The sequence below is a fragment of the Nonomuraea sp. MG754425 genome (assembly GCF_021699195.1).
In the GTDB taxonomy this organism is placed as follows: domain Bacteria; phylum Actinomycetota; class Actinomycetes; order Streptosporangiales; family Streptosporangiaceae; genus Nonomuraea.
The window spans coordinates 15,640-40,268 of sequence record NZ_SSXE01000050.1; the positions used below are offsets into that span (position 1 = coordinate 15,640).

The 24,629-nt window shown below is 70.7% G+C and carries 29 protein-coding genes, 3 tRNA genes and 1 pseudogene; 23 read left to right on the plus strand and 10 right to left on the minus strand.

Translation table 11 applies throughout. The annotated features are described in order from the left end of the window. Nucleotides 1-217 precede the first annotated feature (217 nt). From FAF44_RS19045 to pstS, 6 genes are all read left to right on the plus strand, one after another. Entirely contained in the window at nucleotides 218-760 is a 543-nt protein-coding gene (locus FAF44_RS19045) for an ATP-binding protein (protein WP_237104540.1), read from the plus strand. A gap of 50 nt (nucleotides 761-810) precedes the next feature. Further along, nucleotides 811-1,773, plus strand: a complete 963-nt coding sequence (locus tag FAF44_RS19050) for a lysozyme (RefSeq protein WP_237104541.1) — start codon at nucleotides 811-813, stop codon at nucleotides 1,771-1,773. A 42-nt stretch (nucleotides 1,774-1,815) separates the two neighbouring features. Next, entirely contained in the window at nucleotides 1,816-2,337 is a 522-nt protein-coding gene (locus FAF44_RS19055; protein ID WP_237104542.1) for a C40 family peptidase, read from the plus strand. Between the two features lie 83 nt (nucleotides 2,338-2,420). After that, entirely contained in the window at nucleotides 2,421-2,651 is a 231-nt protein-coding gene (locus tag FAF44_RS19060; RefSeq protein ID WP_237104543.1) for a transposase, read from the plus strand. Between the two features lie 39 nt (nucleotides 2,652-2,690). Continuing rightward, nucleotides 2,691-2,763, plus strand: a tRNA-Thr gene (locus FAF44_RS19065). A 165-nt stretch (nucleotides 2,764-2,928) separates the two neighbouring features. Further along, nucleotides 2,929-3,996 (plus strand): phosphate ABC transporter substrate-binding protein PstS, encoded by a 1,068-nt coding sequence (pstS, locus tag FAF44_RS19070; protein WP_237104544.1) that lies wholly within the window; start codon nucleotides 2,929-2,931, stop codon nucleotides 3,994-3,996. A gap of 23 nt (nucleotides 3,997-4,019) precedes the next feature. On the opposite strand, the gene FAF44_RS19075 is transcribed toward pstS, so the two are convergent. The 4 genes from FAF44_RS19075 to FAF44_RS19090 form a co-directional block, all read right to left on the minus strand. Next, nucleotides 4,020-4,799, minus strand: coding sequence for a DUF899 family protein (locus FAF44_RS19075; protein WP_237104545.1), 780 nt, complete (start codon nucleotides 4,797-4,799; stop codon nucleotides 4,020-4,022). A 128-nt stretch (nucleotides 4,800-4,927) separates the two neighbouring features. Continuing rightward, a complete protein-coding gene (locus tag FAF44_RS19080; RefSeq protein ID WP_237104546.1) occupies nucleotides 4,928-5,092 on the minus strand; it encodes a hypothetical protein in 165 nt (54 codons plus the stop codon). 108 nt (nucleotides 5,093-5,200) lie between these two features. Next, on the minus strand, nucleotides 5,201-5,503 hold the full coding sequence (locus FAF44_RS19085; protein ID WP_237104547.1) for a hypothetical protein: 303 nt from the start codon (nucleotides 5,501-5,503) through the stop codon (nucleotides 5,201-5,203). Between the two features lie 230 nt (nucleotides 5,504-5,733). Beyond that, nucleotides 5,734-5,937: a hypothetical protein gene (locus FAF44_RS19090; protein WP_237104548.1), complete on the minus strand. Its 204-nt coding sequence runs from the start codon at nucleotides 5,935-5,937 to the stop codon at nucleotides 5,734-5,736. Nucleotides 5,938-6,169: 232 nt separating this feature from the next. Between FAF44_RS19090 and FAF44_RS19095 the strand changes: the two genes are divergently transcribed. The 7 genes from FAF44_RS19095 to FAF44_RS19125 all read left to right on the plus strand — a co-directional run bounded on the left by FAF44_RS19095 (nucleotide 6,170) and on the right by FAF44_RS19125 (nucleotide 10,622). After that, nucleotides 6,170-6,243 (plus strand) — tRNA-Met (locus tag FAF44_RS19095). A gap of 71 nt (nucleotides 6,244-6,314) precedes the next feature. Continuing rightward, nucleotides 6,315-6,479, plus strand: a complete 165-nt coding sequence (rpmG, locus tag FAF44_RS19100; RefSeq protein WP_019632658.1) for a 50S ribosomal protein L33 — start codon at nucleotides 6,315-6,317, stop codon at nucleotides 6,477-6,479. A 208-nt stretch (nucleotides 6,480-6,687) separates the two neighbouring features. Further along, on the plus strand, nucleotides 6,688-7,137 hold the full coding sequence (locus FAF44_RS19105; RefSeq protein WP_237104549.1) for a MaoC family dehydratase N-terminal domain-containing protein: 450 nt from the start codon (nucleotides 6,688-6,690) through the stop codon (nucleotides 7,135-7,137). Between the two features lies 1 nt (nucleotide 7,138). After that, on the plus strand, nucleotides 7,139-7,567 hold the full coding sequence (locus FAF44_RS19110) for a MaoC family dehydratase (protein WP_237104550.1): 429 nt from the start codon (nucleotides 7,139-7,141) through the stop codon (nucleotides 7,565-7,567). Between the two features lie 132 nt (nucleotides 7,568-7,699). Further along, nucleotides 7,700-8,776, plus strand: a complete 1,077-nt coding sequence (locus FAF44_RS19115; RefSeq protein WP_237104551.1) for a glycosyltransferase family 2 protein — start codon at nucleotides 7,700-7,702, stop codon at nucleotides 8,774-8,776. Between the two features lie 11 nt (nucleotides 8,777-8,787). Next, the gene (locus tag FAF44_RS19120; protein WP_237104552.1) at nucleotides 8,788-9,825 is read left to right on the plus strand and encodes a UDP-N-acetylmuramate dehydrogenase; all 1,038 of its coding nucleotides are present in this window, start codon (nucleotides 8,788-8,790) and stop codon (nucleotides 9,823-9,825) included. Between the two features lie 227 nt (nucleotides 9,826-10,052). Further along, a complete protein-coding gene (locus FAF44_RS19125) occupies nucleotides 10,053-10,622 on the plus strand; it encodes a TMEM165/GDT1 family protein (protein ID WP_237104553.1) in 570 nt (189 codons plus the stop codon). A 19-nt stretch (nucleotides 10,623-10,641) separates the two neighbouring features. Here the strand turns inward: FAF44_RS19125 and FAF44_RS19130 are convergent, their stop codons facing one another. Both FAF44_RS19130 and FAF44_RS19135 read right to left on the minus strand, forming a co-directional pair. Then, on the minus strand, nucleotides 10,642-10,893 hold the full coding sequence (locus FAF44_RS19130; protein ID WP_237104554.1) for a VOC family protein: 252 nt from the start codon (nucleotides 10,891-10,893) through the stop codon (nucleotides 10,642-10,644). Beyond that, on the minus strand, nucleotides 10,890-11,465 hold the full coding sequence (locus FAF44_RS19135; RefSeq protein ID WP_237104555.1) for a DinB family protein: 576 nt from the start codon (nucleotides 11,463-11,465) through the stop codon (nucleotides 10,890-10,892). The genes FAF44_RS19130 and FAF44_RS19135 overlap by 4 nt, the downstream gene beginning before the upstream one ends. A gap of 63 nt (nucleotides 11,466-11,528) precedes the next feature. On the opposite strand from FAF44_RS19135, the gene FAF44_RS19140 reads away from it, so the two are divergent. From FAF44_RS19140 to FAF44_RS19175, 8 genes are all read left to right on the plus strand, one after another. Further along, the gene (locus tag FAF44_RS19140; RefSeq protein WP_237104556.1) at nucleotides 11,529-12,506 is read left to right on the plus strand and encodes a YafY family protein; all 978 of its coding nucleotides are present in this window, start codon (nucleotides 11,529-11,531) and stop codon (nucleotides 12,504-12,506) included. 176 nt (nucleotides 12,507-12,682) lie between these two features. After that, entirely contained in the window at nucleotides 12,683-13,948 is a 1,266-nt protein-coding gene (locus FAF44_RS19145; RefSeq protein ID WP_237104557.1) for a glycosyltransferase, read from the plus strand. Between the two features lie 2 nt (nucleotides 13,949-13,950). Then, complete coding sequence (gene helR, locus FAF44_RS19150) at nucleotides 13,951-16,104, plus strand: RNA polymerase recycling motor ATPase HelR (RefSeq protein ID WP_237104558.1); 2,154 nt, start codon at nucleotides 13,951-13,953, stop codon at nucleotides 16,102-16,104. A 293-nt stretch (nucleotides 16,105-16,397) separates the two neighbouring features. Further along, nucleotides 16,398-16,913 carry a MauE/DoxX family redox-associated membrane protein gene (locus FAF44_RS19155; RefSeq protein WP_237104559.1) on the plus strand — a complete coding sequence of 172 codons (516 nt, stop codon included), beginning with the start codon at nucleotides 16,398-16,400 and terminating at the stop codon, nucleotides 16,911-16,913. Beyond that, nucleotides 16,913-17,437, plus strand: a complete 525-nt coding sequence (locus FAF44_RS19160) for a thioredoxin domain-containing protein (protein ID WP_237104560.1) — start codon at nucleotides 16,913-16,915, stop codon at nucleotides 17,435-17,437. Before FAF44_RS19155 ends, FAF44_RS19160 begins: the two co-directional genes overlap by 1 nt. Next, nucleotides 17,434-19,245, plus strand: coding sequence for an ABC transporter ATP-binding protein (locus FAF44_RS19165; RefSeq protein WP_237104561.1), 1,812 nt, complete (start codon nucleotides 17,434-17,436; stop codon nucleotides 19,243-19,245). The genes FAF44_RS19160 and FAF44_RS19165 overlap by 4 nt, the downstream gene beginning before the upstream one ends. Beyond that, nucleotides 19,242-19,493: a hypothetical protein gene (locus FAF44_RS19170; RefSeq protein ID WP_237104562.1), complete on the plus strand. Its 252-nt coding sequence runs from the start codon at nucleotides 19,242-19,244 to the stop codon at nucleotides 19,491-19,493. Before FAF44_RS19165 ends, FAF44_RS19170 begins: the two co-directional genes overlap by 4 nt. A 9-nt stretch (nucleotides 19,494-19,502) precedes the next feature. Then, entirely contained in the window at nucleotides 19,503-19,733 is a 231-nt protein-coding gene (locus FAF44_RS19175) for a hypothetical protein (protein ID WP_237104563.1), read from the plus strand. A 50-nt stretch (nucleotides 19,734-19,783) separates the two neighbouring features. Here FAF44_RS19175 and FAF44_RS19180 read toward each other — a convergent pair whose 3' ends face one another. Both FAF44_RS19180 and FAF44_RS19185 read right to left on the minus strand, forming a co-directional pair. Next, nucleotides 19,784-20,563: an AfsR/SARP family transcriptional regulator gene (locus FAF44_RS19180; protein ID WP_237104564.1), complete on the minus strand. Its 780-nt coding sequence runs from the start codon at nucleotides 20,561-20,563 to the stop codon at nucleotides 19,784-19,786. Nucleotides 20,564-20,640: 77 nt separating this feature from the next. After that, complete coding sequence (locus FAF44_RS19185; RefSeq protein ID WP_237104565.1) at nucleotides 20,641-21,780, minus strand: SRPBCC family protein; 1,140 nt, start codon at nucleotides 21,778-21,780, stop codon at nucleotides 20,641-20,643. Between the two features lie 459 nt (nucleotides 21,781-22,239). Between FAF44_RS19185 and FAF44_RS19190 the strand changes: the two genes are divergently transcribed. Then, nucleotides 22,240-22,836: a hypothetical protein gene (locus FAF44_RS19190; protein WP_237104566.1), complete on the plus strand. Its 597-nt coding sequence runs from the start codon at nucleotides 22,240-22,242 to the stop codon at nucleotides 22,834-22,836. Nucleotides 22,837-23,156: 320 nt separating this feature from the next. Here the strand turns inward: FAF44_RS19190 and FAF44_RS19195 are convergent, their stop codons facing one another. Further along, nucleotides 23,157-23,495, minus strand: a complete 339-nt coding sequence (locus FAF44_RS19195; RefSeq protein WP_237104567.1) for a hypothetical protein — start codon at nucleotides 23,493-23,495, stop codon at nucleotides 23,157-23,159. A gap of 379 nt (nucleotides 23,496-23,874) precedes the next feature. Between FAF44_RS19195 and FAF44_RS19200 the strand changes: the two are divergent. Then, nucleotides 23,875-24,093, plus strand: a pseudogene (locus FAF44_RS19200) (integrase); the annotation flags it as partial. Nucleotides 24,094-24,209: 116 nt separating this feature from the next. On the opposite strand, the gene FAF44_RS19205 reads toward FAF44_RS19200, so the two are convergent. Beyond that, a tRNA-Tyr gene (locus tag FAF44_RS19205) sits at nucleotides 24,210-24,316 on the minus strand. Nucleotides 24,317-24,629 lie beyond the last annotated feature (313 nt).

A 24,629-nucleotide genomic window follows, 5' to 3' on the forward strand; every position in this document is an offset into this window, starting at 1 on the left:
CGAAGAAACCCCTGGTCGGGGGCGGATTTAGGATCGAGCCCCAGTTTGTGCAGCCTTCACCCGGTTTGGCAAACGCGAATGTCACCTTCACAAACGGCTCTGACCTGCGCGAACGCCCTCCGGGGGACGTCGGGCCACGTGCCCAATTTTCCGGCCCTGAAGTGCGGTTTCCCGGCGTTCCCCGGACGAATTCCGCACCCGGTGCGACCATGCCCCCATGGGTGATCTCGTCGTGCTCGTCAACGGCCTGCCCGGGTCCGGCAAGACCACGGTGGCGCACGCGCTCGGGCGGGCGCTCGGCTGGCCGGTCATCAGCAAGGACGCCATCAAGGAGACCCTGGCGGACACCCTGGAGCGACCGCCCGGCACGTCCCCGCGCGAGTGGAGCACCCGCCTGGGGACGGCCGCCGGGGAGAGCATGTGGACCCTGCTGGCCATGGCCGGGCGGGGCGCGGTCATGGAGAGCCCCTGGCTCGCCCCACTGCGGCCCGTGGTGCTCGCCGGGCTGGCGCGGGCGGGCGTCGAGCCGGGCCGGCGCGTCCGCGAGGTGTGGTGCGAGGCCACCCCCGAACTGGCCAGGCACCGGTACGAGCGGCGCACGCGGCACCCCATCCACCTGGACGACGAGGTCGGGGACGAGCGCTGGCGAGAGTGGACGGCCGGGGCGCGGCCCCTGGGACTCGGCCCGGTCTTCCGCGTCTCGACCGCCGAAACAATTGACATTTCTGGACTTGCGAAATTGTGCGCCGCTCCGCAATGATCTCCCGCGTGAAACGTCTCTTGTTATTCGCGGCAATTGTTACGCTCGGTATGCCGGGGGTCGCTCAGGCGGCCGACGGAGTAACCGGTGTCGACGTCAGCAACTGGACGGGCGACATCGACTGGGCGAGCGTCGCGACCGGGGGCGGGAAGTTCGCGTTCGTGCAGGCCACGGAGGGTACCGACTACACCAACCCGCGTTTTCAGGCCCAGTACGACGGCGCCTCCGCGGCCGGGCTCATCCGTGGCGCCTATCACTTCGCGCAACCCCACGAAACCGATGGGACAGCGCAGGCCGAATATTTCCTGCGGAACGGCGGCAACTGGGCCGGCGATGGCCAAACCCTTCCGGGAGTCCTCGATATCGAGGACAACCCGTACAAGGATACGAACGGCAAGAACAACTGTTATGGCCTGTCCGTGGAGGACATGGTCACCTGGCTCAAGGACTTCACCAAGAAGTACCGCGCGGCCACCGGCCGGCACGCGATCATCTACACCACCACGAGCTGGTGGCGGACGTGCACCGGCGACTCCGACAAGTTCCGCTCCAACCCCCTGTGGCTGGCCCGCTGGGGCAGCGACCCGGGCGAGCTGCCGAAGAGCTGGAAGAAGCACACGTTCTGGCAGTCGGCGGACAAGGGCCCGCTGGTCGGCGGCGGCAACTCGTTCAACGGCACGGAGTCCGCGCTCGCCACGCTGGCCAACCCGCCCGCCGAGGTGAAGGTGTCGGGCCAGGCACGCGACAGGAAGACCTACACGGTCACGATCACCAACACCGGGCCGCACCCGGTCAAGGACATCAAGGTCTCGGGACGCGCGTTCGGCGGGCAGAACGTGGTCCGCGCGCCGGGTTGCGACCACAGCGGCACGGCGGTGAGCTGCCGGGTCGCGGAGCTGCCGCGCGGGCAGCACAAGACGTTCACGTTCACCACCAAGCCCAGGAAGCCGACGGGCACGGTGGGCATGAACGTGACGGTCGGCTCGGTGAGACTCACGCTTAAAGCCCGATAAGGCAGTATCTATCCCAAGAGTCAGACTTTGGGAGGACACGGCATGAGGCGGCGGCTCGCCGTGGCGGCGGCGCTGCTCCTGCTGACCGCCACGGCCTCCATGCCGCTGGAACTGCCCCTGCCGCCGCTCGTCGTACGGATCGCGTACGAGATCGAGCAGCGCGGGATCGTGTACTCGTGGGGCGGCGGCCACGGCGTCGCCCCGGGCCCCTCCAAGGGGACCTGCCGGGGCTACCGGGGCCGCGTCAAACCCTGCCCCGCCGCCACGACCCGCGGGCTCGACTGCTCGGGTTTCACCCGCTGGGTCTACGCGCTGGCGTACGGCGCGGACGTGCTGGGGCCGGGCAACACCGACGCCCACGTGCGCAGGATGCGCCGCGTCTCCTCCCCCGAACCCGGTGACCTGGCGTTCTTCGGCAAGATCACGAAACGGACGGTCAGGACCCACCACGTGGGCGTCTACCTGGGCGACGGGAAGATGATGAACGCGCCGGAGACCGGAGCCGTCGTCCGGATCGACGAGATCGCCCGGAAGAAGGACTTCGCCGGGTTCTACCGGTACTGAATGCGGCTCGTACCGATTCGGTATGCCGGTAACGCCTGTGACACGGCGAAAATTGAGAGACCACACGGCTAATGTGTGCCGCTATGGACAGGCGATGGGTCGGGCTCGACGGCTACGAGGTCGTGGGCGCGGTGCGGGCGGGGCGGCAGGTGCTCCGGGTGCTCAAAGACGGGTGGCTCGTCGCCGACTGCACCTCCGTGGCGGAGGTGGCCGGGCACCTCGATCTGGCCGACCTGTGCGAGGTGATCGATCTTCCCGCACGCCGCCGTACGACGCCTGTCGTGGCGGCCCGAACGAGTTCGCATCATCGGTGAGTGCCGTGTATGGTTACACCTGTCCGCAGCGCCGGACAGGCCCCTATAGCTCAGTCGGCAGAGCGTCTCCATGGTAAGGAGAAGGTCAACGGTTCGATTCCGTTTGGGGGCTCGCACTTCACCAGGCATCTGACGCCCGACCCGAAGAATCACGGGGTCGGGCGTTTCGCGTTTTCTCCCGCGAGTACGTCACGCATATCGACGACAAAGCGTTCAAGTCCGAGATTTGAGATGTGACTCAGCCGCCGCGCCACGCCCGGTCCCTAGCCTGGGTGGGATGGCACGATCGAGCTGGCTCGCGGGTACGGCCATGGCCGTCGCCATCGTGGTGGCGGCCGGTGTCGCCGTGGCCAGCGTCGTCCTGCTCACCAGCGAGGACGACCGCCGCAGCCCGATGATCACCAACTCCGCCCACGGCTCCGGCTCGACGGCCCAGAAGGGCGCGATGGAAGCCTGGCGGGCCGACTTCGAGCGCACCCACCCCGGGCTGCGCGTCACCTACGAGGCCAACGGCTCGGGCGCCGGCATCCGCGACTTCATCGCCGGGCGCAGCGCGTTCGCCGGCTCCGACGTCCCGATGGACGCGCAGGAGCAGGCGCTCGCCGACCGGCGCTGCGGCGACCGCGCCGTGCACCTGCCCATGGTGATCGGCCCCATCGCGCTGGTCTACAACGTGGCGTCCGTGCCCGACCTGAAGCTCTCGCCCGCCACGCTGACCGGCATCTTCAGCGGGCGCATCACCACCTGGAACGACGCCAGGATCGCCGCCGACAACCACGGCACGCGCCTGCCGGGCACCGCCATCCGCGCCTTCCACCGCTCCGACGACTCCGGCACCACGTACAACTTCCTGTCCTACCTGGAGGCGGCGGGCCGCTGGCCGCACCAGCCGTCCAGGAAGTGGACCGGCCCCGGACTGGGCGTCGTCGGCTCCGCGGGCATGACGCAGGCCGTCCAGCACAGCGAGGACTCGATCGGGTACGTCGAGTACGGCTTCGCCAGCAGCGCCCGGCTGAAGGTCGCCAAGCTGCGCAACGCGGCCGGGCAGTTCGTCGCGCTCTCGCCCGGCAGCGCCACCAAGACGCTGAGAGGCGCGCAGAACACGGGCCGGGAGGGCGACGTCGTGGTCCGGCTCGACTACCTGACCGAGACCCCCGGCGCCTACCCCCTCGTCCTGGCCACGTACGAGATCATCTGTGCGCGGGACACCGACCCGGTGGTGCGCACCTTCCTGAACTACACCTCGAGCGACGCCGGACAGTCCTACCTCGCGATCAACGGCTACGCCCCGCTCCCCTACGACCTGCTGGCCCAGGTCCGCGCGCGACTCGGCGCCATGTCCTGATCAGGTCCCCGGCGGACCGCCGGTCAGTGGTGGTCGCCGGTGCGGCCGAGGGTCTCCGCCGGGGTCGCTCCGGGACGGGTCCACTGCGGCACGGGACGGCTGGTCGGGCCCCAGGTGGCGGAGCCGTCCGCGGCCGAGCGCCAGTACCAGCACGGGTGCCGCCCCTCGGGCCGGCCCTCGGGATGGTCCTCCCACGCCTCGCCGCGGCCGTAGGGCGTCATGTCGAGCAGGCTGAGGGACCCGTTGACCGGCTCGTTGCCGCGACCCGTCGTGGAGTAGGTGAGGAACGTGCGGTCGCCGTCGCGCAGGAAGCAGGTGATGCGTCCCATGTCGTCGCCGACCGGCGCGGCCACACCGCGCACCGAGTACCAGGGCTCGGTGTAGCCCATGAACTCGACGTAGGGGGCCACCTCGTCCCACCGGCCCGCGGTCAGGACGGCGTACGAGACGCCGCGGGCGTTGAGGTAGACGGCGTCCTTCACGTGCCAGGCGGTGGTGGTGCAGCCCTCGCACTGGCCCTGGTGCGGCGCGCCGTCGTACCACATGTGCTTGTAGACCACGAGTTCGTCGCGGCCCTGGAACAGGTCCAGGAACGGGACCGGGCCGGCCGGGCCGACGACCTCGACCGTCCCGTCGAACTCCACCATCGGCAGGCGGCGGCGGGCGGCGGCGATGGCGTCACCCTCGCGGGTGTGGGCCTTCTCGCGGACCAGCAGTTCGTCGCGGGCGGCCTGCCAGGTGGCCAGGTCGGCGACGGGCGGGCGACCGGGCAGTTCGGCCGGGTCATGGGGCGTGCTCGCCATGGTGTCCTCCGTGGTGTCTCGTGCCCGGCGGCGTCGTACGACGGCCCGGCGACGGTCACCGGAGCAGACTCGCGAACCGCACGAAACTCATCGCGACAGGAGGGCCTCGGTTCGCGGCCGTTCTTCGGCTACGCGCGGTTCGGCCCCTCGTCCGCGTCTCTCCCGCCGCCCCGCTGCGACAGGTCGGGCTCGGACGGCCTGGGCGCCTCGCTGACGATCCGGCTCTTCCTGTTCTTCAGGTACTCGCTCTCGTCCTGCCATTGGATCCTGGGGCGGCGGGGTGTGTCAGGCATGGCTGCCACGCTAGTCGCATGATCGTCAAGGCCCGGTCATGCCTGAACCCTCCTTCAGTGCTGCGGGACCGGAGGAGGGATCTTCGTCACGTCGTGGGTGACGGCGGCTCAGCAGGTGTCGGCGCCGTCGAAGGCCCGGACGCCACGGGGGACCTTCGCGGAGATGGTCTGCCCGGGGTCCACGGTCTGGCAGTCGCTGTCGGTTCCGCGCGCCCACTTGATCTTCAGCCGCAGCCGGGACTTGCAGTCGTTGCGGGCGAAGCCGGTCTTGGTGATGCGTCCCGTGGTCTGCCAGACGGTCACGCACATCGGGGCGTTGCCCACCGGAACCGCCGCCAGGGCCGGCCCGGAGCCGAAGGCGCAGCACGCGGCGCCGATCACGGCGAGGGCCGCTCTTGAGGTCAGGTGCATGAGGTACTCCCTTTCATCGGAAGACGGTCTGATGGAGGATCAGCCCAGCCGTCCCCGGCGAGTCCAGCCCAAAGCGCTGCCCTTCCGGCAGCACGGCGGGGCGCGGCGACCGCACCGGGCCGCCCCATCCGGCCGAACATCCCTCCGTGACCGTACGAACACGGAGAGTACCCTGCAACGGACGACCCCGCTTCGGCGCCGCACCGCCGGCCAGGACAGCCGCCGCACCCCTACTCGGGCGGCGGGCCCGACCGCCCCTTCCATTTCCGGTAGAGCATGCTGACGGCGAAGCAACCCGCGGTGCAGGCGCCCGACGCCAGGGCCTCAAGGAGGTTCCAGTGGAAGATGAACGGCACCACCGCCAAGACCACGGTGATCACCGCCAGCCCGACGACCCAGAGAAGCACCTTGGCCAGCCAGTCACCGATGTTCAAGATCCCTCCTCGCGGGGAGCATAGCGAGGAGTTTCGTGATGGTCTGCGGGGGTTCGCAGCCACTGCTAGGCTGATGTCCCCTCCATCGGAGGTCGCGGACGGGGCCGTCGCTTATTGATTTCGGCTGTCGGGGTTTCTGCGGCATACTAGGACCACCCCACCCGGTCGGGTGAGTTACGAATGTGCTCGCCGTGTCGGGTATCCTCTACAGGCCGGGTCGTTCCGGCTCAAAGGCGGAGTAGCTCAGTCAGGCAGAGCAAACGGCTCATAATCGTTGTGTCGCCGGTTCAAGTCCGGCCTCCGCTACTGCCCAATCCCAGGTCGACCGGCCTGGGTACGGGCGTGTCCATGTCCCGAACGTAGAAAGGCACTCCCAAGTGGCTGCCACAGACGTTAGGCCGAAGATCACGCTGGCCTGCCAGGAGTGCAAGCACCGCAACTACATCACGCGGAAGAACCGGCGCAACGACCCGGATCGGCTTGAGCTGAAGAAGTACTGCCCCAACTGCCGCTGCCACCGCGCGCACCGCGAGACCCGCTAAGGCTCTCCCAGGGCAGGGCTTCCGCCCACAACTGTCATATCGCACAACCGGCGTCCTCTTACTGGGCGCCGGTTTGTCGTGTTCTCCTCCATGGTCAGCCGCCGAACTGGGCCGGGCAAAAAGCAGCCCATCCCCAGGGACAGCCGAACCTTGTTCTGTTAGCGTCGGCCCCATCAGCGCCGGGACGAAGACATGCGAGGGAGCAGCGATGGCCTTGAATCGTGACTTCGTGGGCAGAACCTATCCGCCGAGTGCCCCGTACGAGGTCAGCCGGTTGAAGATCAGAGAGTTCGCGGCCGCGATCGGCGACAACAACCCGCTCTACCGCGACAGGGAGGCCGCCCAGGCCGCCGGATACCCCGACGTGATCGCGCCGCCCACCTTCCCCATCGTGTTCAGCCTGCAGAGCGGGGGCGAGGCGCTGGTCGATCCGGGCCTGGGGCTGAACCTCGCCATGGTGGTCCACGGCGAGCAGCGCTTCGAGTACGTCCGCCCCGTCCACGCCGGCGACGAGCTGGTCATGACCTCCACGATCACCGACATCCGCACCGCCGGGCAGAACGAGGTGATGACGGTCATGAGCGAGGTGCGCACCGTGGCGGGCGAGCCGGTGTGCGTGACGTACAACACGATCGTCGAGCGCGGAGGGGCCGGCTGAGATGACCGCGACGGTGAGGTACGACGAGGTCGAGGTCGGGCAGGAACTGCCGGCCGCGGACTACAGCGTGCGCCGGGTCAACCTCGTGATGTACGCGGGGGCGTCCGGGGACTTCAACCAGATCCACTGGAACGAGCGCTTCGCCAGGATGGTCGGGCTGCCCGACGTGATCGCGCACGGCATGTTCACGATGGCACAGGCCGGACGGTACGTCACCGACTGGGCCGGGGATCCCGGGGCGGTGGTCGACTTCGGGGTGCGCTTCTCGTCGATGGTGGTCGTGCCCGACGACGACCTGGGGGCGACGATCTCGGTCAGCGGGGTGGTGGAGGAGAAGCTCGAGGACAAGAGGGTGGTCATCGGGCTCACCGCCAGGTCTGGCGAGGCGAAGGTGCTGTCCAAGGCACGGGCGGTGATCCAACTCTCCTGACGGCGCGGGGCGCGGGGTCGTCCGGGCGGCGGGCGTGATGATAGGGCGGGCGGCTCCCGGGTAGCGCATGTCCGTATGAGTGATGCTGCGCGACGGGTCTGGCCGACGGTTCGATCTATCCCCGTTTCCGCGGTGACCGACGGCAGACCGCCCGGCCACCTGCGGCCCGCGCGGGCCGAGAGCGTGGCGGGCAGCTCCGGCACCGGACGCGACACGACAGGCGGCACCCCCGCAGGCGCCCCCGCAGGCGCTTCCACCGGCTCCCCCACTGGCGCGCCCGCCAGAGCTCCCACCGGCGGCCCCGCCCGCGCCCTGGCCGGTGGCGGGCGGGCACCCGGCGTCGGCACGGCGGGCACCCGCCCCACGGGCACGCACGCCCGGCTGAACCCCGCCGCGGAGCTGGGCTTCTCCGGAGACCCCGGGCAACACGGCGACCCGGACGACGGCATGCTGCACGCCCAGCGCGTCTGGGACGGCACGCTGGCCACCAACCGCCTCGACGAGCAGGGCGTCAACGCCGAGCGGCTGCGCGTGGAGACCAAGGGCGTCACGGTCGGCGTCGGGCTGCTCGTGGACGGCTGGCCGCAGGACGTCAGGGCCTGCCTGCAGTCGGTCGTGGAACACACCGGAGCCCGGGTGCTGGCCCTCGACCTGGGCAACGTGGACGGCGCCGGAGACGTGCTGACCGAACTGGCCGAGCGCCACCCGGAGCGGATCGCCGTCTGGCACGTCGCCGAACGACCGCACTGGCAGGGCGGCGCCGCGACCTGGGGCGAGTGCCGGGCCAAGCTGCTGCGGCTGGACGAGGCCGAGGTGCACGTCCTGATGGACACGGACGTCGTCCTGTGCGGCGACGCGATCACCCCACTGGTGGCGGCGGTCACCGAGGGCGCGGTGGCGGCGGCCTGGAAGGGCCTGGACCTGATCGACGAGCGGTGGTGCGAGGCCGAGCCGGGCAGGGTGCGGGCGCTCACCGGCGGGCTGATCGCCGTACGCAGGGCGCAGGCGATCGGCGCGCTGCCCGCGGACGCCTCCTGCGGCGCGTACGCCGACCTGGAGTTCTCCCTCGGCCTGCCCGGCGACCTGGTCGTCCCCAACGAGGCCGCGCCCGTGCTGCCGCTCGGCAGGCATGACCTGCCCCCCGGCTACCTGGCCCGCGAGTCACGGCGCACCTACGACAGGGTGCTGCGCATGCTGCGCGCCTCATAAGCTTGGTGCCCATGGAGATGCTCGCGCCGTACACCACGCTGCGTCTGGGCGGCCCTGCCCGCGACTTCGCCGAGGCGACCTCGGCGGAGCAGCTCGTGTCCCTGATCGCCGAGGCCGACATGAACGGCACCCCCACGCTGGTGCTCGGCGGCGGCAGCAACGTCGTGGTGTCCGACGACGGTTTCGACGGGCTGGTGGTCAAGGTCGCCACCGAGGGCGTGGCCGTCTCGCGCGACGGCGAGCAGGTCGTGGTGACGGTCGAGGCGGGCGAGGACTGGGACCGGCTGGTGCTCCGCGCGGTGGGCGAGGGCTGGTCGGGCATCGAGTGCATGTCCGGCGTGCCGGGCCTGGTGGGCTCGACGCCCATCCAGAACGTCGGCGCGTACGGGCAGGAGGTCGCCCAGACGATCAGGTGCGTACGCGCCTACGACCGGCGCACCCGGCACGTGGTCGACCTGGAGGCCCGGCAGTGCGGGTTCTCCTACCGCGACAGCGTCTTCAAGCGCGACCTGTCCAGGTACGTGGTGCTGGCGGTGACATACGCGCTGGACCTGTCCGAGTCGTCCGGCCCGCTGGCCTACGAGGAGCTGGCCCGGGGGCTGGGCGCGGAGCCCGGCGGCCGGGTGCCGCTCGACCGGGCCCGCGCGGCCGTGCTGGAGCTGCGCAGGGGCAAGGGCATGGTGCTCGACCCCGACGACCCCGACACCCGCAGCGCGGGCTCGTTCTTCACCAACCCGGTGCTCACGTCCGAGCAGGCGAAGGAGCTGGCCGTGCGCGCCCCGGGGCATCCGCGCTGGGAGCTGCCCGGCGGCCTGGTCAAGGTGCCCGCCGCGTGGCTGATCGAGCAGGCCGGCTACCCGAAGGGCTACGAGCGCGGCCCCGTGCGCATCTCCACCAAGCACACGCTGGCCCTCACCAACCCCACCGGCGGCGCCACCGCGGCCGATCTGCTCGCCCTGGCCAGGGAGGTGCGCGACGGGGTGCGCGAGAAGTTCGGGGTGCTGCTGGTCAACGAGCCGGTGCTGGTGGGTTGCGTCCTCGGGGAATAACCCACGGGCCCGGGCCTGTTATGGTGGTTTGGAATTACCGAAGGGGAGTAGTCCCAATCGCGTGATCGACACACTGGCGCTTTCGGGCGCCCGGTCGCGCGGGCCTTTCACGGGCGGACGAGACCTTCGGCCTGGCAGTCATGTGACAAAGACGCTGCCGGGCCGAAGACGTGCCCGAAACTCCCCTGGGCGCCCCGCTTCCGGTCCGGTCGCGCGGAAGAGGACCGTTGGAAGCGTTCTGGATCAGTACCGTCGCCATTTTCGTGGCCGAGCTGGGCGACAAGAGCCAGCTCATGGCGATGACCTTCGCCACCCGTTTCAAGGCCTGGACCGTGATCCTCGGCATCACGATCGCCACGGCGGTCGTGCACCTGGTCAGCGTCGCCGTGGGCGGTCTGCTCGGTGACGTGCTCCCCACGACGGCCATCTCCATCGTGGCGGGCCTGGCCTTCCTCGGCTTCGCCGTCTGGACGCTGCGCGGGGACGAGCTGACCGAGGAGGAGTCGAAGAAGGCCCAGCGCACCACCAGGAACGCCCTGATCGCGGTGACCGTGGCGTTCTTCCTGAGCGAGCTGGGCGACAAGACCATGCTGGCCACCATCACGCTGGCCTCGCGCTACGACGACTGGGTCGGCACGTGGATCGGCTCGACGGTGGGCATGGTCGCGGCCGACGCCCTGGCCATCCTGGTCGGGCGGCTGCTGGGCAAGCACCTGCCCGAGAAGGTCATCCGCTACGGCGCCGCCGCCGCGTTCGCCGTCTTCGGCGTGCTGCTGCTGGTCGAGGCGATCTTCTAACGGCCCCCCACGAGTGACTTCAGTCGAGGCAGAACTCGTTGCCCTCAGGGTCGGGCCCGTCCGGGTCCTCCAGGGCCGATCTGCTGTCGCGTTCCTCCTCCGGCACGCCGGCCCGCGCGAGGAAGTCGTCCCACGCGGCCAGCGGGTCGGCGCCCTCGGGCAGGTCGACGCCGGGCGGGCTGGGGAAGACGTAGCCCAGCGCCTCCCGCCAGAAGGACGCCAGCGCCTTCGGGTCGCGGGCGTCGAAGGTGACCTGGAAGTGGCGGCTCATCGGGTGGCTCCGTTCGTGTGCCGGTAGAGGTCGCGCAGCAGGCAGACCTCGGACAGGTGGTGGATCAGCTCGCGGTGGATGTGCAGCACCAGATCGGCCATCGGGGCCTCGGGGAAGGGCTCCTTGTCGCCGATCGGCGTCCTGAGCTCGGCGGGGCCGAGCTCGCGCACCCCGGTCAGCCAGCGGTCGAGCTGGGTCTCGAGCTGGTCCAGGGCGGTGGCCGCGCCGCCGGCGTACTCCCAGCTCTCGTACGACGCCGCCGGCGCGCCGAAGTGGGCCGCGTTGCGCGCGGCCAGCACGCCGACGATGACGTGGCCGAGCCGCCAGGCGATCGTGGTGAAGGCCGGCGGGACCGGCTCGGGGAAGGCGTAGTCGATCGTGAAGTCTCCCGTGCCGGCCTGCGTCTGCGCGGTCGAGCTGCCGCGTGGCCGCACGCTCCAGGCGTCCGGCACGGGTGACCAGAAGTACTCGTCGTCGGTGAGGCCCTCGAGCCGGGCCCGGAGCTGGTGGTCCCAGTGGTGCTCCCACTGCTCGCGCAACGTCCGGTTCCAGTCGAGTTCGTCGGTGTCCATGCCGTCACCCTGACACCCCGGGCGGACAGGATCGGTCCGCATTCGTCTGGCAGAGTGAACGACATGGACGGGGCGAGGAGCGAAGAGCGCGGCACGACGGAACGGGTGCTGACCCTGCTCGGGCTGCTGCAGCAGCGCCAGGTCTGGACCGGCCCCGAACTGGCCGACCGGCTCGGGGTCACCCCGCGCACGGTACGCCGCGACGTCGAGCGGCTGCGCGCCCTCGGCTACCCGGTGCGGGCGAACCAGGGCGCCGGCGGCGGCTACCAGCTCGGCCCCGGGCGCGATCTGCCGCCGCTGCTCCTCGACGACGAGGAGGCCATCGCCACCGCGGTCTCGCTGCTCGCCGGCGCGGGCGGCGCGGTCGCCGGGGCAGGAGAGGCCGCGCTCCGGGCGCTGGCCAAGCTCGACCGGGTGCTGCCGATCCGGCTGCGGCAGGAGGTGCGCGCGCTGTCCGGCTCGGTGGAGTCCTTCGGCGGGGGACGTACGCCGGTCGATCCCGAGGTGCTCATGACGCTGGCCAGGGCCTGCCGCGACGAGGTCGAGACCGGTTTCAGCTACCCGTCGGGCGACGACGTACGCCGGCGGCGGGTCGAGCCCTACCGGCTGGTCGCCTCCGACCGGCGCTGGTACCTGCTCGCCTACGACCTCGACCGCGACGACTGGCGCAACTTCCGCGTGGACCGGATGACCGAGGTGTCCCCCCGCACCTGGCGGTTCCGGCCGCGCCCGGCGCCCGACGCGGCGGCGTACGTGCAGGAGAGCGTGGCCAGCCGGGTCTACCCGCACCGGGCGCGCTTCCTCGTGCACGCGCCGGCCGAGACCGTACGGGCCCAGATCCCGCCCTCGGCCGCCGTCGTACGGCCGAGCGGGAGCGAGCGGTGCGAGGTGCTCAGCGGCGGCGTCAATCCCGACTTCGTGCTCACGCACATGCTCCTGCTGGGGCACGACTTCGAGGTGCTCGACCCTCCGGAGCTGGGCCGGCGCTGCCAGGTGCTGGCGCGAAGACTGCTGTCGGCCGCCCCCGCACCGGAAGCCTGAGCCATCGGCAGGCGCGCCGAAGAGCGGCGGGAATCGCGGGGGAAGTGGGGCGAACGGGAGTGCGTAACTCCTTGCCCTTCTCAACGTATAGCGCACCAGGGGGCTTGCGGCAAGACCCCGGTCATGCCGCAGAATCGTCCGCCGAAGGCTACACCTGCGGAAACGGGGGATGCGGAATGCGTGTGGTGTTGTCCACGTACGGGTCGCGCGGTGACGTCGAGCCGCTGCTGGCGCTCGCGGTACGGCTGCGGGAACGCGGCGCGGAGGTGTGCGTGTGCGCCCCGCCGGACGAGGAGTTCGCGCGACGGCTGGCCGGCTTCGGCGTGCCGATGGTGCCGGTCAGCCGGTCAGCGCGGGCCGTCATGACCTCCTCGCCGTCGCCGTCGTCGTTGCCCGAGCGCGCGGCCGAGCTGATCGCCGGCCAGTTCGACTCGGTCGTGGCGGCGGCCGAGGGATGCGACGTGCTGGTGGCGACCGGGCCGCTGCCGGCCGTGGCGGGCGCGCGGTCGATCGCCGAGAAGCTCGGCGTGCGGTCCGTGGCGGTGACGTTCCAGCAGCTCACCCTGCCGTCTCCGGACCACGCGCCGCTGGCGTACCCGGGCCGGGCGTTCCCGCCGGAGGTGACCGGCAACCGGGAGTTGTGGGAGCTGGACGCCCTGAGCATCGAGGAGTTGTTCGGGGAGGCGGTCAACAAGAACCGGGCCACGATCGGCCTGCCGCCGGTGGACGGCGTGCGCGACTACGTCATCGGCGACCGGCCGTGGCTGGCGACGGACCCGGTCCTGGACCCGTGGCGGGCGACGCCGGGCCTCGACGTCGTCCAGACGGGCGCGTGGATCCTGCCCGACGAGCGCCCGCTGCCCGCCGAACTGGAGGCGTTCCTCGACGCCGGCGCGCCGCCGGTGTACGTGGGCTTCGGCAGCATGCCCATGAGCGCCGCGACGGACGTCGCCCGGGTGGCCGTCGAGGCGGTCCGCGCGCACGGCCGCCGGGTGCTGCTCGGCCGCGGCTGGGCCGACCTGGCGCTGATCGACGACGAGGCCGACTGCTTCACCGTCGGCGAGGTCAACCACCAGGTGCTGTTCGGCCGGGTGGCGGCGGTCGTCCACCATGGCGGCGCGGGCACCACGACGACGGCCGCCCGCGCCGGAGCGCCCCAGGTGGTCGTGCCCCAGGCGGCGGACCAGCCGTACTGGGCCGGGCGGGTGGCCGGTCTGGGCGTCGGCGTGGCGCACGACGGCCCGGTCCCGACCGCCGGGTCCCTGACGTCCGCGCTGGAGACGGCCCTCGCCGCCGAGACCCGCGCGCGGGCGGACGCCGTGGCTGGCGCGGTCCGCGCCGACGGGGCGGCGGTGGCCGCCAACCTGCTGGCCGAGGCGAACGTCCAGGACCGGCCGAGCGTGCCGGCCGGGAGCGACCACACCGGAGATCGGAGCCGATAACCGTGAACCCGCTGACGACCAGCGCATTTGACCTTCCCGCCAACCTCGCGCCCAAGGCCGACCCGGCGCTGATCGCCCGCGACGAGCAGCACTTCGCGGCCGTCGCCGCGACCCTGGAGCAGACGATCGCCGAACTGTCCGCCCGCCTCGACGCCGAGCGCAGGGCCCCCGGCGGCAAGGGCCGGCAGGCACTCGACCGGGACCTGGAGATCCACCGGCTGACCGCCCGCCTGCGCGCCCTGCGCCGCTTCGGCCTGGACCTGTGCCTCGGCCACATGGTCGGCGCGGACGACCCCGAACCCGTGTACGTCGGACGGCTCGGCCTCACCGACAGCGCGGGCCGCCGGCTGCTGCTCGACTGGCGCTCCCCCGCGGCCGAACCGTTCTTCGGCGCCACCCACGCCAACCCGATGGGCCTGACGAGCCGCCGCAGGTACCGCTGGACCCGCGGCCTGATCAGCGACTACTGGGACGAGGTGTTCACCCACGACGGGCTGGCCGGGCACGCCGCGCTCGACGACCAGTCCGCCTTCATCGCCAGCCTGGGCGGCAGCCGCTCGTCCCGGATGCGGGACGTGCTCGGCACCATCCAGGCCGACCAGGACGCCATCATCCGCGCGAGCTCCCGCGGCGCCCTCGTCGTGGACGGCGGACCGGGCACCGGCAAGACCGTCGTCGCCCTGCACCGCTCCGCCTACCTCCTGTACGCCGACCCCCGTCTCGGTCACCGCCGGGGCGGCGTGCTGTTCGTCGGCCCGCACCAGCCCTACCTGGCCTACGTCGCCGACGTCCTGCCCAGCCTCGGTGAGGAAGGTGTGCGGACCTGCACCCTGCGCGACCTGGTCCCCGAGGGAGCCGCGGCGGTGGCCGAGAGCGACCCGGAGGCGGCCCGGCTCAAGGCGTCCGCCGCCATGGTGAAGGCGATCGAGCCGGCCGTCAGGTTCTACGAGAACCCGCCGGCCAAGGGCATGGCGGTCACCACCCCATGGTCCGACCTCTGGCTGAGCGCCGAGGACTGGGCCGAGGCGTTCGACGCGCCGGAGCCCGGCACCCCGCACAACGAGGCCCGCGACCGGATCTGGGAGGAACTCGTCACCATCCTGGCCGACAAGTACGAGGGCGATGAGAACGTCACGGAGGACCTGCTCCGCGGGTCGCTGCTGCGCAATCGGGAGCTGCTGACGACCTTCAACCGCGGCTGGCCGCTGCTGGAGGCGGCCGACCTCGTCGGAGACCTCTGGACGGTGCCCGCCTACCTGCGGATGTGCGCCCCCTGGCTGAGCCGCGAGGAGATCCGGCTGCTGCAACGCGCGGACCCCGCGGCCTGGACGGTGTCGGACCTGCCGCTCCTGGACGCGGCCCGCCAGCGGCTCGGCGACCCGGAGACGGCACGGGTCGAGCGCCGCCGCGCCGCCGCGCTGGCCGCCCAGCGCGAGCAGATGTCGCACGTCGTCGACAACCTGATCGAGGCCGACGACGACGGCGAGGGCCTGGTGACGATGCTGCGCGGGCAGGACGCGCGGGTCAGCCTGGTCGACGAGAGCGTGCTCCCCGGGGCCGACCCCGACCGGCTCGCCGGCCCGTTCGCGCACATCGTGGTGGACGAGGCCCAGGAGCTCACCGACGCGGAGTGGCAGATGCTGCTGCTGCGCTGCCCGTCGCGGAGCTTCACCATCGTGGGTGACCGCGCCCAGGCCAGGCACGGGTTCACGGAGTCGTGGCAGGAGCGGCTGGAACGGGTGGGGCTCGATCGGGTCGAGCTGGCCGCGCTGAGCATCAACTACCGGACGCCGGAGGAGATCATGGCCGAGGCCGAGCCGGTCATCAGGGCCGCGCTCCCCGACGCGAACGTGCCCACCTCCATCCGCGAGAGCGGCATCCCCGTCATCCGCGGGGGCGTCTCCGAGCTGGGCCCGATCCTCGACGACTGGCTCGCCGCCCACGACGACGGGGTCGCCTGCGTCATCGGCGACCCGGCGTTCCAGGCGACCTCCCGCGTGCGGTCGCTGAGCCCGGAGCTGGCGAAGGGGCTGGAGTTCGACCTGGTCGTCCTGATCGATCCGGAGAGGTTCGGCGAGGGCATCGAGGGGGCGGTCGACCGTTACGTCGCGATGACGCGCGCGACGCGGCAGCTCGTCATCCTCACCAGCACCTGACGCCCGGAGCCCGGCGGCGCGCTCAGCCTGAACGGCGGCTCCGGCGTGTCCGACAAGTCCTGGGCCGCGAAGGCGGCGCGGACGTTCGGCGGGTACACCTTCGGCGGCGAACTGGCTGACCGCGAGCACCGACCCGGCCAAGGCGATCGCCGTCGCCGCGCCGGAGGCCACCAAAGTCCTGCTCAACGGCACCGCCGTACCCTTCGTACGCTCGGGAGCCCTCATCCACGCCGCCTGCTGAAACTACCGCCGCGCTAGCCGCGCGCTAGCGCGGCCCGGAACCATCCTTGGTCATGTCACACGTGCTGGTGGCGACCCAGGTCCTGCTCACGACGGTCTTCGCCGTCTCCGCGTACTCGAAGCTGCGCAGCGGTGCGGCGTTGCGTGCCTTCGCCGCCACGCTGAGCCTGCTGCCCCGCCGGACCCGTCGCCCGGCGGCCATGGCGGTCGTGGCGGCGGAGGTCGTCACCGTGGGCACCCTGCTGCCGCTGCCGGGCGTGGGACTGGCGGTCAGCGGGCTGCTGCTGGTCGCGTTCTGCGCGTGGATCGTCCTGTCGCTGCACCGGGGACAGCGCGAGCCGTGCCGGTGCTTCGGCGCGTCGGCGACTCCGCTGGGCCCGGCGCACCTGGTCCGCAACGGGCTGCTGCTGCTCGTGGCCGCGCTGGGCGGGGTGGCGCTGACGGCCGGTGGTCCGGTGAGCGTGGCCGGGATCGCCGTCGCGGGGTCGGCGGGGCTGGTCGGCGCCATCCTGCTGATCGTCTTCGACGACATCGCCGATCTGTTCATGGCAGCTTCGGGGAGCTCGTGATGCCGTACCTGATCGTGGCCGTCGTCCTGATCGGCGTGTTGTGCCTGCTGAACCTCCTGCTGACGGTCGGGGTCATCCGACGGTTGCGCAGGCAGGCCGCGGCCCCGGGCATGGCGTATCCGTCGCCCGTGGCGGAAGGGCTCGCGGTCGGGGAGCGGATGCCGGGCTTCGCCGCCACCACGACCGACGGCGAGCCGATCTCGGACGAGCTGCTCGACGGGCCCGTCCTCGTCGGGTTCTTCTCCCCCGCCTGTCAGCCCTGCCAGGAGCTGATGCCGCACTTCGTGCAGCACGCCCGACGGGCCCCGGAGACGGTGTTCGCCGTCGTCGTCGCCGACAGCGCCGATGAGGCCGCCGCCGACGTCGCGCGGCTGTCCGAGGTGGCCCGCGTGGTGGTCGAGGCGCCGCAGGCCGCGATCCAGACCGCCTTCAAGGTCAGCGGCTACCCGACCGTCATGACGTTCGGCGCGGACCGGACGGTCACGGGGCACGATCCGATCCGGCCCGCCGGAGCGCCCGCATGATCTCCTCCGCCAAGGCGGCGGCGGGGGTCGCCCTGCGCGCCGGCCCCGGGCTGATGGCGGTCTACCTCGTGGCGGTGATCGTCGAGGCGCTCGCGCCGATCGCGGTGGTGTGGCTGACCAAGCTGGTCGTCGACTCGCTGGCGGGGCAGGGATCGACCGGCGAACTGGGCACCCTCGCACTGGGGCTGGCCCTGGCCGGCATCCTGGTCGCGGCGCTGCCCCAGCTCATGCAGTTCCTCAACAACGAGATGGGCAGGGTGTGCACCGCGTACACCACCGCTCAGCTCTTCTCCGCGACGCTGCGTTTCCCCGGGCTGCGCCGGTTCGAGGACCCGAACTTCCACGACCAGCTCCGGCTCGCGCAGAGCAGCCTCACGGCCGGGCAGGAGATCGTCGCCGGCGGCCTCGGGGCGGCGAGCGCCGTGATCACGCTGGTCGGCATGATCGGCTCGCTGCTGGTGATCAGCCCGGTGCTGACCGGCGTCGTCCTGGCGACCGGGGTGCCCGCGCTGATCGCGCAACTCCGGCTGTCACGCCGGCGCGCCGCGATGATGTGGGACATCGGCCCCACCGAACGGCGCCAGATGTTCTACGGCGAGCTGCTCACCACGGTGCCGGCGGCCAAGGAGATCCGCCTGTTCAACAGCGGCCGGTTCCTGCGCGGCCGGATGATGAACGAGCTGCGCGCCTCCAACGCGGCCCGCCGCCGGATGGACCTCAAGGAGCTGGCCGTCGAGGGCCTGCTGACGCTCCTGGGCGCGGCGGTCGCCGGCGGCGGCCTGGTCTGGGCCGTCACCGCCGCGAGCACCGGCACGCTGAGCGTCGGCGACGTGTCCCTGCTGATCACCGCCATCGCCGCGGTGCAGGCCTCGCTCAACGGCCTCATCGCCGGCCTGGCCGCGCTGCACCAGGACCTGCTCATGTTCAGCCACTACGTCGCCGTCACCTCGGCCGAGTCCGACCTCCCCGTGCCCGCCGACCCCGTGCCGCTGCCCCGGCTCAGGCGCGGCATCCAGCTCACCGACGTGTGGTTCCGCTACAGCGACGACCACCCGTGGATCCTGCGCGGCCTCACGCTGTTCATCCCGGCCTCCGCGTCGGTCGCCATCGTCGGCCTGAACGGCGCCGGCAAGTCGACGCTCGTCAAGCTCCTGTGCCGCTTCTACGACCCGCAACACGGCAGCATCACCTGGGACGGCCTCGACATCCGGGACGTGCACCCCGACGACCTGCGCCACCGCATCGCCGGGGTGTTCCAGGACCACATGGCCTACGACATGTCCGCCTCCGACAACGTCTCCATCGGCTTCGTCCCCGCCCGCGAGGACGACGTGCGGATCCGCGGGGCCGCCCGCGAGGCCGGGATCGACGACAAGCTCTCCTCCCTGCCGCGCGGCTACGACACCCTGCTCACGCGGACGTTCTTCAGCGAGGAGGACAAGGACAACCCCGACACGGGCGTCGTGCTCAGCGGCGGCCAGTGGCAGCGCACGGCCCTGGCCCGCGCGATGTTCCGCGGCCACCGTGACCTGCTCATCCTCGACGAGCCCTCCGCCGGACTGGACCCGGAGGCCGAGGCCGAGGTGCACGCCCGTACCCGGCGGCGGCGTCACGGGGCCACCAGCCTGCTCATCTCCCACCGTCTCAACACCGTGCGCGACGCCGACCTCATCGTCGTCCTCGAACACGGGAACATCCGGGAGTCCGGCACGCACGCCGCCCTCATCGCCGCCCGCGGCCCCTACGCCCACCTGTTCAACCTCCAGGCGGCCGGGTACCGCGAGCCGGAGGAGGCGGTGGTCCTATGAGGCGGGCGCCGCTCGCCATGACCTGCGTGGTCGCGGGCGCGGTGCCGGCGGTGCCGCGGCTGCGCGCGACGTACACGCTGATCAGAATCGACGGCCACCGCATGAACCTCACCCTCGCCGACGGGGACCGGGTGCTCACCAGGCGGGTGAGCGTGCCGGCGCTGCGGCGCGTGGTGTCGCAAGCCGGGCGACGAAGGAGGGTGCCCGACCTCGACCCGTACCTCCCGAAGACCGAACCCACAACATGAAGGACGCAAGTGAAGCTCATCAACAACCTGGCGGACCGCATCGCGTCGATGGTCCTGCCCGAGGACTCCGCCGCCGCCGCCACCAAGTGCTACAACAAGCCCATCGGGAACTACTGGTGGGGGCGTTGCTACTACAACCCGGGCTGCCGCGGCAACCTGGAGCAGACCAAGTACAACTGCATGTGGGGCCCCGGGTCCAGCCACGGCAACCTGGTCATCCTCGGCCGCCGCTGCTGCTAGGGCCGCCGCCGGCCGCCCGCTGTCGCCTGCCGGGCGGCCGGACCCGGCGCTCAGCTCTGCTGCCGCCCTCCCGACAGGACCGGCCCGCCCAGACGGCCGTGCAGGATGTCCTGGTAGAGCCGCTGCACCTCGGCGTCCGGCTGGATGCCGAGCTCCTCGTCGAGAACCCGGTAGAGCCTGCGGTACGCGGCGAGGGCCTCCATGCGGCGGCCACCGGCGTTCAGCGCCCGCATCAGCTTGGCCCACAAGGTCTCCCTGAACGGCTGGGCGGCGATGAACTGCTCCAGCTCGGACACGATGCGGATGTTGTGGCCGAGCCGCAGCTCCGCCTCCAGGCACATCTCATGGGCGTTCAGGCGGACCTCCTCCAGCCGGACACGTTCCTGGCGGACGCCCTCGACGTCCGCGTCGGCCAGCAGCGGGCCGCGCCACATCCCGAGCGCTTCCCGCAGGCACTCGGCGGCCACGCCGGGCTCTCCGGTGTTCAGGGCTTCGTGGCCGGCGGTGATCAGCCGCTCGAAGACTTCGAGGTCGACGGCGGCGTCCGGGACGACCAGGTGATACCCGGCGCCCTCGGTGCGCAGCTCGACGCCTCGCGGGGCGAGGGGACCGATGGCCCGCCTCAACCGGTAGACGTACGTCTGCAGGCTCGTCTTGGCCGTGGGCGGCGGACCGTCCGGCCACAACTCCGACGTGAGGAAGTCGAACGAGACCGTCCGATTCGCTCGCAGCAGGAGGGTGGCCAGGATGGCTCGCTGCTTGGCAGCCTGAACAGGGATCTCCGTCTCGGAGTCCACCACCACCCGAAGGGGGCCTAGCACCAGGAACATCCATTCGCCTCCACACCACAAAGTGCGGATCACGCTACGGCTGCCCGGTTTAATCCTGGTATGTCAGTGACGATTGGTCATCCGCGTAGCTCGCGCCGGTAGGCGTCCAGGACGAGGCCGTGGAAGTGGTGGACCGCGTGCTCCGACAGCCCGGACCCGCCCGGATCATGGACGATCTTCCCCTGGGTGAACGCCGGGGTGCGCATGCCGCGCTGGACGCTCTCCACCAGAGCGATGTCCTCCACCTGGAGCACCTCGTCGATGTAGCGGATGCTGTCCAGCTCGGCCGCGTCGGGCTCCGCGCTCTCCAGGTAGAAGTCCCAGGTCTCGCGCGTGCGCTCCGGGCCGTCGGGGACGATCTGCAACACCATGAAGTTGCCCCGTCCCGGGTAGCGCAGCAGGCAGGTGTTGGGCCACAACCACCAGACCGCGTGCTCGGTCACCGTCGCGCCCGACACGTCGTAGGCGGAGTTGTCCGTCCGGCCGGCCTGGGCCATGTGGCTGGAGTAGATGCCGTACGTCGTGACCTGGTAGGTGCTCATGTCGACCAGCGACACGAAGTCCTTGTGCGCCACGTGGCAGTGGTAGCACTCCAGGAAGTTGTCCACGACGTTCTTCCAGTTGGAGGCGATGTCGTAGGTGAGCCGGCGGGCCAGGGTGAGCCCGGCCACGTCCGGCGCCCGCGCCGCGATCTCCGCCCCCAGCTCCCCGGTCTGCGCCGCGAGCGGGGCCGCCCCGGGGTCGAGGTTGACGTACACCATGCCGCCGAACTCGGCGACCTGGACCTGGTCCAGGCACACCGCCGAGACGTCGAAACCCGGCATGCCGCCGGTGTTGCGCGCCCGCCGCAACCGTCCGGTCAGGTCGAAGTTCCAGGCGTGGTACGGGCACACGATGCTGCGCCGGACCCCCGAACCGGACAGCAACTCGTGCGCCCGGTGCTTGCACACGTTGTAGAACGCGCGCAGCGTGCCGGCCTCGTCCCGGACCGCGACGACCGGCATACCGGCCACCGTGCCCGTCACGTACGCGCCCGGCTCCCGCAACCTCTCCACGTGACACAACCACTGCCACGTACGGGCGAAGATCGCCCGCTGATCGACGCCGAACCACGACGGGTCGGTGTAGGCGTCGGCGTGCAGGGACATCGACAGCGCCGGGTCGGGGTCGTATCCGGCCGAGATGCGGTCGAAGGAGGGGCTCGGGTCGAGGGTCACCGTACCTCCAGGTGCGGGCCGTGCCCTGGCGGACGCAGCGGCTCTGCCTTCCCGATCGAGGCTAAGATCCTTCCCGCACGGGTTCAAGACCCACCCGACCCCGGAGATCCACCCACGACCACCCGCGCTCCTCTTCAGCCCCGTGCGGCTGTCATGCAACCACTCACGCGTCCACCTCGCCAAACCCCCCTGATCCAGAAGACCGCATCTTCACCGGACCTCGACGCTTCTCACCTGACTCCCGGTAAAGAGCACAAGAATGCCCGCACGTCCGAATGAAGGGACCTCAGGGATCTCTGGCCGGCATGCTGTGTCTCCGCGTGAGCGGCTGAGGCCGGTCGTGGTTGCCCCTCCTGATGACGCACAAACAGCACCACGACCAGCCGCCGCCCTGGTTTCTCCGGCGCTCAGAAGTGGTGGCACAGTGGGCACCAGTGACCAAGGAGGAGTTGAAGAACTATGGGTGACTACTTCGAGCGGGTCGTCGATGTCGAAGTGACCGGCGAAGAGGCTGGGCTGCTCGCCGACCGTATGGTCGACTGGCTGGTCTCCGAGGGACTGATCACGCGCGAGACGTCCAGCGACGGCATGTACAGCCTGCAGGTAGACGTCGGCTACGAGCCCGGCCCCAACTGGGCGCGGGCGGTGGCCGATTCCTCGGACCCGTCGTGGATACCGGGCCCGGTGGCCGTCATCGTCGGGCGGGATTCCCACGTCGGAGGGCAAGGGATGAGCGAGGCGGACTCCGCGACCTGCCCGCGCTGTGACACGACAACCGTGATCATCGACTACCCGAACGAGTGGGAGGCGAATCAGCAGGTCTGGCAACCGTTCAGCGACGGCATCGACACCTGGAAGGAGACCGGTGAAGGAAGCGTCACCTGCTCCTCGTGTGAAGCCTCCGTCCCGGTCACCGAGTGGCTCTACGGGTCCGGTTTCGCCCTGGGGGCACTCGCATTCGACTTCTGGGGATGGCCACCTCTCGGCGTCAGCTTCCACGCGGAACTGAGCGAGCAACTGAGGCACCGCATCGACGTACACACCGGCAAGTTCTGACACCCGCCACGAGCGATCAACTGGATGACCATCGCCCTCGTGTCGGCGGGCCGGCGTAAAGTGCCCCGCCAGCGCCCAGAACCGGCCCAGGCCACCCACCCGAACACCGAGCCCCCGAACGGACCTTCAGGAGTTCATCCCGCGCTGGGGCCTACGAGACCGACAAAGGCGCTGGCGAGCACACCCTCCCCAAGCACAGCCGGACTGGCCGGCACCAGCTCAACAGCAAGATCCGCACTCATCGTGGGGCCGTCTCCTCCCCGGGAAGCCGAAACCGGTTGGCCACCCAATTTGGTCACCGGCTCCATCAGGCGATGGTGTCACCTTCCTACGGCTGCTGCCAGCAATCCTGCGATCTTCCCGAGGAGCAGAGCTGAGCACGTAAACGTGAAGCCGGTCACCGCCGGGACCGCTATGAAGAGGAAGAACGAGAGATTCCCACCAGACACCCAGAGGTCATAATCCGGCTGGATGAACGCGAGCGCCAGCATGACGAAAGCCGCCACCAACCCGACGATCGGCCATGCAGGACCGCGGGCCAGCCACGCGGCCACCATACTGAGCGGAAACGGCGCCAGCACGAACGCAATCGCCAGCTTGGGCTCGGAATTCGAATCATGGGTCGGCCAGTGGAGAAGAAACAACAGTAAGAACGCCACCACAGACCCTGCCAAGGCGGACCTCAAGAGAAGACGCACAACGTGATTGTCGATGATCAGGGGCTCTCGAGGTAACCGCTCCGCTGAACTTCGACGATCAGTAAGAGCAGGTACTGCCGGCACCCTCCTGATCATGCATTCTGGAGCATGTGACCGCCTCGCAACTCCCTCACCCACTGCCGCACTTCTACGACTGCGGCTGCCCGGACATCTACTTCTGCCCAACGTCTGACGAGGTCGAGTGCCCTCGCCATAGCGGCTTCTCCATCTGCTGCAACAACCTACGCGGCCACATCCCCGTACGGACGCACACCCCTCCCACCTGAACCAGCCACGCCCCAAGCACCACACGCCGATCACCCCGCCGGAGGGCAAGGTGGAAGCCGCCTCACCGCTCGCGGCCCGGCCCTACGACCTGCGGCACGCCTGCGTTTCGACATGGCTCAACGCCGGGGTCCCGGCTCCCCAAGTCGCCGAGTGGGCAGGACACAGCGTGAACGTGCTTCTACGGGGCTACGCGACGTGCATCGTGGGTCAGGACGGCTTCGCCCGCAAGCTGATCGGCGACGCGCTGAAGCCGCCGCGAGAGACCGACTGATCGCCGACGCGCATCCGACGCGAGCGACCGTAGAGCGCCGTTGACGGCCATAGACAGCCGGACGCAAAGCGAGAGGCCCGCCACCGCGTTTCCGCTGGTGACGGGCCTCTTCTTGCTGGTGTGGCAGGTGCAAGGTTCGAACTTGCGTAGGCTGAGCCGACGGTTTTACAGACCCGTCCCAACACGGCTCTGACCTGTGCTTTTATCCCGAGCTGCCCTCCACAGGGAACGCATTGGGAACGATCAAGGTTCATTGGTCCCCGAGGGAGGCAGAGATGCGCCTATGTCTCGCGCCTTGAGGGCGCCCCTGTTGGCGCGTCTTCCGTCTGCCGAGCGGCCCTGATGTCGGCCTCGAATGTCGTAGCCCGGTCTGGCGGCAGTACGATCGTCCGCTTTTCAGGCGGAGCAATCACCCTGCTCGGGTGATGGAGGCCGCGATAAGGCGCATGTGGATGGTGGCGCGGATGCGTCGGCGTGTGGGGACGTTGCTGTCAGCGCTGCTGTCACTCAACCGTGGTCCCCCGGTGGCAAGGGCC